This is a genomic window from Pseudomonas sp. NMI760_13 (genome assembly GCF_021283245.1).
GTDB lineage: Bacteria > Pseudomonadota > Gammaproteobacteria > Pseudomonadales > Pseudomonadaceae > Aquipseudomonas > Aquipseudomonas peradeniyensis.
The window spans coordinates 141,699-153,123 of sequence record NZ_JAJSRC010000009.1 but is presented as its reverse complement, the minus strand read 5'-3'; the positions used below and the strand labels follow the sequence as shown (position 1 = coordinate 153,123).

General features: G+C 63.5%; 7 protein-coding genes. 4 read left to right on the top strand and 3 right to left on the bottom strand.

Features of this window, described 5'->3' with window-relative positions; translation table 11 throughout:
• Positions 1-70 precede the first annotated feature (70 nt).
• The gene (locus LU671_RS12420) at positions 71-850 is read right to left on the bottom strand and encodes a PhzF family phenazine biosynthesis protein (RefSeq protein ID WP_203647760.1); all 780 of its coding nucleotides are present in this window, start codon (positions 848-850) and stop codon (positions 71-73) included.
• Between the two features lie 99 nt (positions 851-949).
• Complete coding sequence (ybaK, locus tag LU671_RS12415) at positions 950-1,420, bottom strand: Cys-tRNA(Pro) deacylase (protein ID WP_050704020.1); 471 nt, start codon at positions 1,418-1,420, stop codon at positions 950-952.
• A gap of 306 nt (positions 1,421-1,726) precedes the next feature.
• On the opposite strand from ybaK, the gene LU671_RS12410 reads away from it, so the two are divergent.
• The 4 genes from LU671_RS12410 to glpD all read left to right on the top strand — a co-directional run bounded on the left by LU671_RS12410 (position 1,727) and on the right by glpD (position 7,251).
• The gene (locus tag LU671_RS12410; protein WP_050704019.1) at positions 1,727-2,578 is read left to right on the top strand and encodes an MIP/aquaporin family protein; all 852 of its coding nucleotides are present in this window, start codon (positions 1,727-1,729) and stop codon (positions 2,576-2,578) included.
• Positions 2,579-2,657: 79 nt separating this feature from the next.
• A complete protein-coding gene (gene glpK / locus LU671_RS12405) occupies positions 2,658-4,157 on the top strand; it encodes a glycerol kinase GlpK (protein ID WP_232855796.1) in 1,500 nt (499 codons plus the stop codon).
• A 157-nt stretch (positions 4,158-4,314) separates the two neighbouring features.
• The gene (gene glpR / locus LU671_RS12400) at positions 4,315-5,070 is read left to right on the top strand and encodes a DNA-binding transcriptional repressor GlpR (RefSeq protein ID WP_232855795.1); all 756 of its coding nucleotides are present in this window, start codon (positions 4,315-4,317) and stop codon (positions 5,068-5,070) included.
• Between the two features lie 651 nt (positions 5,071-5,721).
• Positions 5,722-7,251 (top strand): glycerol-3-phosphate dehydrogenase, encoded by a 1,530-nt coding sequence (glpD, locus tag LU671_RS12395; protein WP_203647764.1) that lies wholly within the window; start codon positions 5,722-5,724, stop codon positions 7,249-7,251.
• On the opposite strand, the gene LU671_RS12390 is transcribed toward glpD, so the two are convergent.
• Complete coding sequence (locus LU671_RS12390; protein ID WP_232855794.1) at positions 7,252-11,382, bottom strand: NEL-type E3 ubiquitin ligase domain-containing protein; 4,131 nt, start codon at positions 11,380-11,382, stop codon at positions 7,252-7,254.
• Positions 11,383-11,425: the final 43 nt, after the last annotated feature.

The window sequence follows — 11,425 nt, the reverse complement described above, 5'->3', positions numbered from 1 at the left end:
TACAACTGTGCCGGATCGAACGCATTCGCGGGACAAGCCCGCTCCTACAGGGACACATGCCCATGCAGATTCACAACATCAGCGTACCGCTGGCCACCCGCCGAGCCATCCCGCCGATCTTCACCCGCTCCCCTTCCAGACGACAGAACAGCTCACCTCCCCTGGTCGAGCACTGGAAGGCCTGCAGCTCGGACTTGCCCAACCGCGCCGCCCAGTAAGGGATCAGCGAGCAATGGGTGGAACCGGTGACCGGGTCCTCCGGGATGCCGATGCCCGGAGCGAAATAGCGCGACACGAAATCATGCCGCTCGCCTGGAGCCGTCACGATCACCCCCAAGCCCGGCAGGCGAGCCAGCGCCGCCATGTCCGGCGCGCAATCGCGTACCGCCTGCTCCGAGTCGAGCACCACGAACAGCTCGCGGGTCTGGTAGACCTCGCGCACCTCGCATCCCAGCGCTTCGGCCACCGCCACAGGCTCGGTCAGCGGCTGCGGGTCGATGCGCGGGAAGTCCAACCACAGGCGGCCATGCTCACGGCTGACGCTGAGCAGGCCCGAACGGCTCTGGAAATCCAGGCGCGGCGCTTGCTCACCGTAGACGTCGAACAGGACATGGGCGCTGGCCAGGGTGGCGTGACCGCACAGGGGGACTTCGGTGCTCGGGGTGAACCAGCGGATCCGATAGCCATCACCTTCGGCCACCACGAAGGCGGTTTCGGCGAGGTTGTGTTCGGCGGCCACCTGCTGCATCAGGCCATCGTCGAGCCACTGTTCCAGGTGGTAGACCATGGCCGGGTTGCCAGCGAACGGGCGGTCGCTGAAGGCGTCCACCTGATGAAAATGCAACTGCATGCCACGACTCCTGTATCTGACGGTAAAGGTTCCGAGCATGCGGCATGCCGCCAGGGCCCGACAGTGACAGAGTCGTGGAATTTCAATCAGTACAGATGATCAGCCGCGACCGATCTCGGCGAACTGTCCCTGGGTATGGGTGGCCAGCACCACGGCGGCCAGCTCCACTTCCAACCCACGGCGGCCAGCACTCACATGAATCGTTTCATGTTGTTGCGCGGATTGATCGATAAAGGTGCGCAGGCGCTTCTTCTGCCCCAGCGGGCTGATCCCCCCGACCAGGTAACCCGTGGCGCGCTGGGCCGCCTGCGGATCGGCCATCTCGCATTTTTTTACCCCCGCCGCATGGGCCAGTGCCTTCAGGTCGAGGGTGCCGACCACCGGTACCACCGCTACCAGCAGCTCTCCCTTTTCGCTGCTGGCAAGCAGGGTCTTGAACACCCGCAGCGGGTCAAGGCCCAGCTTTTCCGCCGCCTCCAGGCCATACGAGGCGGTTTTCGGATCATGTTCGTAACTGTGCACGCGGTGCTCGGCGCGCGCCTTCTTCAAAAGGTCCAGGGCGGGGGTCATCAACGGCTCCAGTCGATCACAAGTCGCCCGGTACTTTAGGGCAATTCCACCGGTGCAGCCAGCGCAGGTCCCAGGCTAGAGCAGCGGCCATGGATTCACGACCCGGTGCGTCAGTCAGATTGTGGCCAAGCGTTCATTTTCGACCTTTGACATCAGCGTTTCTTGTCTATATTTTTTCGTTTATGAATACATGGTGCACCTATAAGGTGCACTTCCTGTACCCGCCCGGCGTCAATGGGGATCGACTCCGGGCTTTTTTGCTGTCGAGCGCCCAGCGCCTCACAACAACAAGAACCGAGGTCACACATGACAACTGCTCTACGCGAACCCACGTTATCCGCCCAATGCCTGGCCGAGTTTCTCGGCACCGCCCTGCTTATCTTCTTCGGCACCGGTTGTGTCGCCGCGCTCAAGGTCGCCGGCGCCAGCTTCGGCCTGTGGGAGATCAGCATCATCTGGGGGGTCGGCGTGAGCATGGCGATCTACCTGACCGCCGGCGTCTCCGGCGCGCACCTGAACCCGGCGGTCAGCATCGCCCTGGCCGTGTTCGCCGGCTTCGACAAGCGCAAGCTGCCGTTCTACATGCTGGCCCAGGTGTGCGGCGCGTTCTGTGGCGCCGCCCTGGTGTACTTCCTGTACAGCAACCTGTTCTTCGATTTCGAACAAAGCCACGCCATGGTGCGTGGCAGCCAGGCCAGCCTGGAGCTGGCCTCGGTGTTCTCCACCTATCCGCACCCGGCGCTGTCCACCGGCCAGGCCTTCCTGGTCGAGGTGATCATCACCGCCATCCTGATGGCCGTGATCATGGCCCTGACCGACGACAACAACGGTCTGCCACGCGGTGCCACCGCCCCCCTGCTGATCGGCCTGCTGATCGCCGTGATCGGCAGCGCCATGGGCCCGCTGACCGGCTTCGCGATGAACCCGGCGCGGGATTTCGGGCCTAAACTGATGACCTTCCTGGCCGGCTGGGGCGAAGTCGCCTTCACCGGCGGACGCGATATTCCGTATTTCCTGGTGCCGGTGTTCGCGCCGATCCTCGGTGCCAGCCTGGGCGCGGCCCTGTACCGCGGGCTGATCGCCCGCAACTTGCCAGCCACCCAGGCCGCGGCCCAACAAACAGACGATAATCCTCAGGGCGACACCCAGGTTTCCTGATGCCCGCGCCGGGCCCGGACCGCAAGGCCGGCGCCCGCCACGCCCTGACCTACTCCCATATTCGTGCAAGGCCACCGACATGACCGATACCCTGGACAAGAACTACATCATCGCCCTGGACCAGGGCACCACCAGTTCGCGCGCCATCATCTTCGATCGCGACGCCAACGTGGTGGGCACCTCGCAGCGTGAATTCGCCCAGCATTACCCGCAGGCGGGCTGGGTCGAGCATGACCCGATGGAAATCTTCGCCACCCAGAGCGCGACCATGGTCGAGGCCCTGGCCCAGGCCGGCATCAGCCACGCCCAGGTCGCCGCCATCGGCATCACCAACCAGCGCGAGACCACCGTGGTCTGGGACAAGGAAACCGGGCGTCCGGTGTACAACGCCATCGTCTGGCAGTGCCGCCGCAGCACCGAAATCTGCGCCCAGCTCAAGCGCGACGGCCACGAGCAGTACATCCGCGAGGCCACCGGCCTGGTCACCGACCCGTACTTCTCTGGCACCAAGCTCAAGTGGATCCTCGACAATGTCGAAGGCGCCCGCGAACGCGCCGAGCGTGGCGAACTGCTGTTCGGCACCATCGATACCTGGCTGATCTGGAAGTTCTCCGGCGGCAAGGTGCATGTCACCGACTACACCAACGCCTCGCGCACGCTGATGTTCAACATCCACAGCCTGCAATGGGACGACAAGCTCCTCGATATCCTTGGCATTCCGCGCCAGATGCTGCCTGAGGTACGCCCATCGTCCGAAGTCTATGGCAAGACCAAGAGCGGTATCGACATCGCCGGTATCGCCGGCGACCAGCAATCGGCGCTGTTCGGCCAGATGTGCGTGGAGCCCGGCCAGGCCAAGAACACCTACGGCACCGGCTGCTTCCTGCTGATGAACACCGGCGACAAGGCGGTCCAGTCGTCCCACGGCCTGCTCACCACCATCGCCTGCGGCCCCCGCGGCGAGGTGGCCTACGCCCTCGAAGGCGCGGTGTTCAACGGCGGCTCCACCGTGCAGTGGCTGCGCGATGAACTGAAGATCGTCAACGACGCCTACGACACCGAATACTTCGCCAGCAAGGTCAAGGACAGCAACGGCGTCTACCTGGTGCCGGCCTTCACCGGCCTGGGCGCGCCCTACTGGGATCCGTATGCCCGTGGCGCGCTGTTCGGCCTGACCCGTGGCGTCAAGGTCGACCACATCATCCGCGCCGCCCTGGAGTCGATCGCCTACCAGACCCGCGACGTGCTCGACGCCATGCAGCAGGACTGCGGCCAGCGCCTGAGCGAACTGCGGGTGGATGGTGGCGCGGTGGCCAACAACTTCCTCATGCAGTTCCAGGCCGACATTCTCGGCACCTGCGTCGAGCGTCCGAAGATGCGCGAGACCACGGCCCTGGGCGCGGCCTACCTGGCAGGCCTTGCCTGCGGTTTCTGGAGCGGCCTGGACGAGCTGCGCGACAAGGCGATCATCGAGCGCGAGTTCAGCCCGCAGCTGGATGAAGCGGCGAAAGAGAAGCTGTACAAGGGCTGGCGCAAGGCTGTCGATCGCACCCGCGACTGGGAAGATCACGACGCCTGATCCCTGAAGCATCGCGGGGCAAGCCCGCTCCCACAAGTGGTTGTGCGTGGGAGCGGGCTTGCCCCGCGATGGCTATTTACGCGATAACCAGACTGGTCCTACACCACGACCTACGGCATCATTGCAGAATTTGTCCGGCAGCCCCAAAGGACCGCCCATGAATCTGCCCCCACGCCAACAACAAATCCTCGAGCTGGTCCGCGAACGCGGCTACGTGAGCATCGAGGAGATGGCGCAGCTGTTCGTCGTCACCCCGCAGACCATCCGCCGCGATATCAACCAGCTCGCCGAGGGCAACCTGCTGCGCCGCTATCACGGTGGCGCGGCCTACGACTCGAGCATCGAGAACACCGCCTACGCCATGCGCGCCGACCAGATGCGCGACGAGAAGCAGCGCATCGCCGAAGCCGTGGCCCGACAGATTCCCGACCATGCCTCGCTGTTCATCAATATCGGCACCACCACCGAATCCATTGCCCGCGCCCTGCTCAACCACAACCACCTGAAGGTCATCACCAACAACCTGCACGTGGCGGCGATCCTGGCGGCCAAGGACGATTTCGAGGTGCTGGTGGCCGGCGGCACGGTGCGTCGCGACGGCGGCGTGGTCGGCCAGGCGAGCGTCGACTTCATCAACCAGTTCAAGGTCGACTTCGCCGTGGTCGGCATCAGCGGCATCGATGAGGACGGCAGCCTGCTGGACTTCGACTACCAGGAAGTGCGGGTATCCCAGGCGATCATCGCCAACGCCCGCCAGGTGCTGCTGGCGGCGGACTCGAGCAAGTTCGGCCGCAATGCCATGGTCCGCCTCGGTTCGATCAGGCTGATCGACTGCCTGGTGACCGACCAGGCGCCCACTCCTGCCCTGACCCAGTTGCTCAACCAGTACAAGATTCGTCTTGAGGTGGTTTGAGGCAGAGGGCGTGGGAGGGCAAAGGGCGCAGGCCTCACCCCTTGTATTGCCTGTGAGATCGAGCGCCGCCCGCGCGGCGCATCGCGGGACAAGCCCGCTCCCACATCTGTTTCGGGCCAGTCTGTCCTGTGACGTTATAGCTGTTCGCCTTGGTGCACATCTTGAGACAGGTGGAGCTGCAGTGGTGCCCACGCTGAAACCGCGTCGTACAAACTAGGCATACAGCCGCGGCGGCGCAGACATAACTGGCCCGAAACAGATGTGGGAGCAACTGTCTTGCTCAATTTTTAGAATCTGGCGCGATCCCTGTGGGAGCCGGTTTACCCGCGAAGCAGGCGACGCGGTGCCTGGCACCGGCTATGCCGGTGTTCGCGGCTGAAGCCGCTCCCACAGCGACCGCGCGGCCCTCAAGCCACGCGCTACGCCTGTGGGCTTGTCCCGCGATGCGCCGCGCGGGCGGCGCTCGATCTCAACACCCCTGAAAATCTTCAACCGTTCACCCCACCTTTTTCATAAATGTTCATTTCCCTGTCATCCGATCAGTTTTTTCTATAAAGACTGACTGGCAGCCGCCTGTTCATTGCGCTAGTATTTTCGAAAACGAACATCAATGTTCATATTCGATGTGAACAGCCCCAGGAGGCCTTGCCCGTGTCCCAGCCCGTTTCGTCCCAGCCACCACTCCAGGACTGCTACGACCTCGCCGTGATCGGCGGTGGCATCAATGGCGTCGGTATCGCTGCCGATGCCGCCGGGCGCGGCCTGAAGGTGTTCCTTTGTGAAAAGGACGACCTGGCACAACACACCTCCTCGGCCAGCAGCAAGCTGATCCACGGCGGCCTGCGCTACCTGGAGCACTACGAGTTCCGCCTGGTGCGCGAAGCGCTGGCCGAACGCGAAGTGTTGCTGGCCAAGGCGCCACACATCGTCAAACCCATGCGCTTCGTGCTGCCCCATCGTCCGCACCTGCGCCCGGCGTGGATGATCCGCGCTGGCCTGTTCCTCTATGACCACCTGGGCAAGCGCAAGCGTCTGGGCGCCTCGCGCGGCCTGCGCTTCGGCCCGGGCTACCCGCTCAAGCCGGCCATTACCCGCGGCTTCGAATACGCCGACTGTGCGGTGGACGATGCTCGCCTGGTGGTAGTCAACGCCATGGCCGCCCGGGAAAAGGGCGCGCACATCCACACCCGCACCCGCTGCCTGCGCGCCGAGCGCGTCGATGGCCTATGGCAGGTGGAACTGCAGCATGCCGATGGCAGCCTGCAGAGCATCCGCGCCCGGGCACTGGTGAACGCGGCCGGCCCCTGGGTCGCCAGCTTCATCAAGGACGACCTCAAGCTCGACGCGCCATACGGCATCCGCCTGATCCAGGGCAGCCACCTGATCGTGCCGCGCCTGTACGAAGGCGAGCACGCCTATATCCTGCAGAACGAAGACCAGCGCATCGTCTTCTGCATTCCTTACCTGGACCGCTTCACCCTGATCGGCACCACCGATCGCGAGTACAGCGGCGACCCGGCCAAGGTGGCGATCACCGAGCAGGAAACCGACTACCTGCTCAAGGTGGTCAACGAGCACTTCAACCACCAGCTCAGCCACGCCGATATCCTGCACACCTATTCCGGCGTGCGCCCGCTGTGCAACGACGAGTCGGACAACCCGTCGGCCGTCACCCGCGACTACACCCTCGCGTTGTCCGCTGCCCAAGGCGAGGCGCCGCTACTGTCGGTGTTCGGCGGCAAGCTGACCACCTACCGCAAGCTGGCCGAGTCGGCCATGGCCGAACTGCAACCGTTCTTCACCCAGATGCGTGGCAGCTGGACCGCCGGCGCACCGCTGCCGGGCGGCGAGAGCATGACCACCGTACAGGCGCTGGTCGATGCCGTGCTGGCACGCCATGACTGGTTGCCGGTGGACATCGCCAAGCGTTGGGCCGTCACCTACGGCAGCCGCGTATGGCGCCTGCTCGAGGGCGTGGAAGGTCCAGAAGGCCTGGGGCAATCCATTGGCGGCGGGCTGTTCAGCCGTGAAGTGGACTACTTGCGCGAACAGGAATGGGCGGTCGATGCCGCCGACATCCTCTGGCGCCGGACCAAACTCGGCCTGTTCACCTCTGCCGCCGAGCAGCAGGCACTCGAGGAGTACCTGCTACAGAACCAGGCTCGCGTCCAGGCTGCCTGATCACGCCTCGGCGACAGGCACAGCCGGCAGGAGGCGGGCGTACGCCTCCTGCGCCAGACTCAGGCGCAGCGCCTGCAGCGAGGCTTCGTACTTCACCCTCAGGGCCTCGGATCGAACCAGGTACATCTGCTCGGACAGCGACGCGGCCTGTGTCAATTGCTCATCGAGGGCAGAGACCAAGGCATCGACCCTCTCCGGGTAGCGCACATGCACAAAGCTGTCCCAAAACGGGCGTTGTGCCAGCGCCTCGCTCAGCCGTTGCGGCGTCTCCTCCCGCAGGACCTGAAGCCTGGCCGTGATCAGGTCACCCGGCGACACCCTGGCATCCATCAGGTAGTACATGCCGTCAGGCTGGGCAGGAAGGCCCAGCGGCTCGGCCAGATGCGTTCGATAGGCCATATAGACTTCGATCGGGTCCACCTCCCCACCTCTACGCTCGAGCTCCTGAACCTTGCGCGCAGCCAGCGTATTGACCTCATCCAGCCGATACAACGCCCGGCCGGCCTTCAGCAAGGCCTCCTCACGCTCGACCAGGCGCGTTCCCGCCGAAGCACGCTCCACGTACAACGTGACCTCCAGTTCGCTGAGGATCAGCAACAATCGATCCTCGCAGGCACGCTCCCCGCCAGCCTGGGCGAACATCACTGCACGCAGCTCGGTGTTCTGCTCGCACGCCTCGATCATTCGCCAGATGCGCCTGCGATAGAAATCGTCATGCTCGCGAAAATCCTCGGTCCGGGCAAAATCGGCAAAGAACTGGAACAGCGCCGTTGATTCAGGTTCCTCGCGCAATCTCAGCCACTGGGCTTCACGCCGACTACGCAGCTTGCCCGAGCTGCCGGCCAACCACAGCTCCCGAGCCGCCTGATCGATCAGCTGGTGCTCGATGGGGTTGCGATTGATCGGCTCACGGGACGCCAGGTTCACCAACGCCTGGCTGGCTTCATCCAGCGGATTGTCGTGCAGGACCATCCGCTGCAGGCGCAGCTGCAGGTTGTGCAAATCCTGACGCACATGCTGGATGCTGTTGTTGCGCAGGTCGACCACCCCCTGCCAGGGCAACTGCTGAACCCGCTCGGGCAACCTGGCGATCTCGCCCGAATGCAGCGATAACCGACGCAGGTGTCGCAGCCCATTCACATCCGGAGCCCAACCGAGCGGGTTATGGCCCAGGTCGAGTTCCCGTAGATTGACCAGGGCCAGCAGGCGCTGGTTGCCGGCACTGTCCATGGCGATCTGGTTGTACCCAAGGCGCAGGTAGCGCAGCGAAGTAAGGCGCTCGATGCCCGCCGGCACCTGAGTCAGCCTGTTTTCCCGCAGGTCAAGTTCCACCAGCCCGGTGAAACGTGACAGGAAGTCCGCATCGACGTTGGCGAGGTCCATGTCGCGCAGGGTCAGACGGGTCACATGACCATAGCTGATGCCCGCGGGCAGGCTCGGCAGGCTGCCGACCTGCTCGCCACGGACCATCAGCCAATGGCCACCATCGCCCAGGACTCGGCTCTTGCGGCGCCAGCAACGACGCATGACGGTGGCCACACGCCGGCGCCTGAGCTTGGCGAGTATGCCGCCGCCTGCGCGGCACCAGCTCTGCAAGCCTTCGCGCAGGCGGCTCAACTGATGTTTCAACTGGTTGTAGTGCACCCATGGATCGACATGCCTGGAGACCAGGTCCAGCAGATAGTTTTCCAGCTCATCCTCGCCGAGGGTCGGATAGATCTGATGAATCCCCCGTCGACTCGCCTGTCGGCCACCTGGAGTACGGCCACATAATGGATATCCCAGGCGGCCGTCGGCGAAACGGGCCAGTGGACGGATACCCTCTCCGACCGGCGCCTGCCTGATCAATGTAGCCACCTGCTCGCGCTGGGTGGCAGCCAATGCTGCCAACTTGTCGGTCAACGCCTTTTCGTCCAGCGAAGCATCACCCAACAACAGTTTCTGCGACGGTTGCAGATGCAGGCATATCGCCTGGATCAGACTGTCCTGCTCCGTTGCCTGCGGTAACGGGATGCCGTTGCCATCCCGGGCCTGATAACCCTGGGTGCCGCGAACGATATAGCGAATATCCGCGGCTTCCTCACTGCCTACCTGTGTGCGCAACGTGCCTGCATGAGAACCGTCACGCAATTCAAGACGCAGGTTCTCAGCCCACGGCGCTTGCTGGTCGATCAACCCTAGGGCCAGACGCTCACTGTCAAGATTCACCGCGCTTGCCTGGCGCAAGCCAGCGCAAGCCCGATCCAACCGACTGTCACGCAGAAACCAGTACGCGTGCTCGGCAAGCTCCAGCGGAATGCGCTGCTTATCGAGCATCTCTGCGAGCTGCCGCCCATTGGCCTGTTCGATGATTTCCCGCGCGCCCCGATGGCTCAATCCCGGGAAATCCCGCCTCAGCAGCAACGCTTCTGGTGTCTCGGTGCCTTGCCTGGATCGCACCTCGGCCTCAAAGGCTTCGCCACGCAACGCAGGAAACTGCTCGTGCAGCTGGTAGCGCTCCCAGGCATCGAGCAACCGGGCTGGGGGCGACGCCTGCTGTACATGCAATCGACGCAGTTGCTCCTCGCCAAAACCGGTACCTTCGGCCAGCCACAGGGCCTGCTCATCGGTCATGTTACTCAGTTCTCGGCCAAGCCGACGCATCAACAGGCCTGAGCCGGACCATTCATGTGGTTCCATTGAGTTCCTGAACAGCTTGGCCTGCCCTGCGTCATCGACTATCGGTACCAGGTTGTCTACCGCCAGCGAACGCTCCAGCACCTTCCCGGTCGCCACTCCCCCCGTGGCGAGGATGGCAGCCACCGCAAGGTTCTCTGCCACCCCGAACATATGCTGCAAGGCGGACTGACGATCACCTATTGCCCAGTCCTCGTAGCCCTCGTAGACCTCATTGGCAATCTGGACGGCGGCCACCCCCAGCATGACCTCGCCAAGCAGTGGCACGAAGAAGGCCGCCAGATTGAGCAGGGTAAGCCCAGCTTCCAGGTAACGGTCGAATCGCTCGCGACACGCGTCGGCATCTGCTTCAGCGGTGGGCACCGCAAGCACACGCGCGTCATCCAGGATTTTCTCGATACGCAACTTACCCAGGTAGGCAATCAACGTGCCTTCGAAGTCCAGATGACGTCCATCCAGTTCGATATCCCGGGAGCTGTCCGTCTCCTTGAGCAGCTTTTTCAGGACAGTGGCGAACACCGGCCTGTCCCGCTCACGGACGAAACGCATGAAAAAGTCGACATAAGGTGATTGCCGCATGCGCCTGGCCAGCGTCTGGTACAACGCAGACCAGGAGGCATGATGCTGGACGGGCTGGATCGGATCGCCCGGAATCCAGCTGAGAATGCCCGTGACAGCCCCCAAGGCGTGCTCCCGGACTTCCACGGTCACCACGCCCTCCACGCGCTTGCCCAGCAGGTGCAACTGACGGCAGGTCAATACGGCCGGATCGCCCGGAACGATCGGCGCAGGCGCACACAATGGCAGCAGTTGCAGGTAGGCGCGCTCATCGATATGCCCTTCGAGAATGGCCCGGCGCACGGCAACCTCCATGCGTGCCCGAAGGTCCTCTTTGACCTGCGCATGAACGGCCTCCTTCTCCAGCAAATCGCTCGGTCGCAGGTGCGCCCTGAGCAATGTCTGATACTGACCGCCCAGGTCGAGACTGCGGCAAAGTTTCGCGAACTGAGTAAAACCGATATTCAGCCGTTTTTTATCGGCATCCAGCACCGTAGCCACGGTCAGTTCGCCAGGCGTGGTTTCATCCTCGGTGTAGTTATGCAGTGCCGCAGTCAACAGCTCCCTGCTGGACGTGCGCCGGTCCCATAGCTTCGGCGCCGAGTTCAGCGGCACCGGATGATAGATCTCCTGCACGATCTTCACAGTGCTGTTGCGCACGTCAACGTCGAGCTTGAACTGCTGGTGCAGTGCCTGCCTGAGCAAGGGCTCGGCAAAAGCATCAAGTGCCGACACAGGTGCCAGCAGTTCACGCATCTTCTCGGCACTTTTCTGCTGTGCCTTGAGCGCACGGTGTAGCGCCTGCAAGCGGTCGACCGCGGCGGTTTGCAACCAAGCCGGCAAACGCTTGGCAATCAGCGCATCGATGGAATCGGGGGCAATCTCGTGAAAACTCATCCAGCTTCTCCTGATGGGAAAAGCCACAGTTGACCCGCGACCC

Bases quoted from the DNA above. Each gene is read 5' to 3' on its own strand.
- LU671_RS12420 (WP_203647760.1), bottom strand. From the start codon at position 850: ATGCAGTTGCATTTTCATCAGGTGGACGCCTTCAGCGACCGCCCGTTC.
- ybaK (WP_050704020.1), bottom strand. From the start codon at position 1,420: ATGACCCCCGCCCTGGACCTTTTGAAGAAGGCGCGCGCCGAGCACCGC.
- LU671_RS12410 (WP_050704019.1), top strand. From the start codon at position 1,727: ATGACAACTGCTCTACGCGAACCCACGTTATCCGCCCAATGCCTGGCC.
- glpK (WP_232855796.1), top strand. From the start codon at position 2,658: ATGACCGATACCCTGGACAAGAACTACATCATCGCCCTGGACCAGGGC.
- glpR (WP_232855795.1), top strand. From the start codon at position 4,315: ATGAATCTGCCCCCACGCCAACAACAAATCCTCGAGCTGGTCCGCGAA.
- LU671_RS12390 (WP_232855794.1), bottom strand. From the start codon at position 11,382: ATGAGTTTTCACGAGATTGCCCCCGATTCCATCGATGCGCTGATTGCC.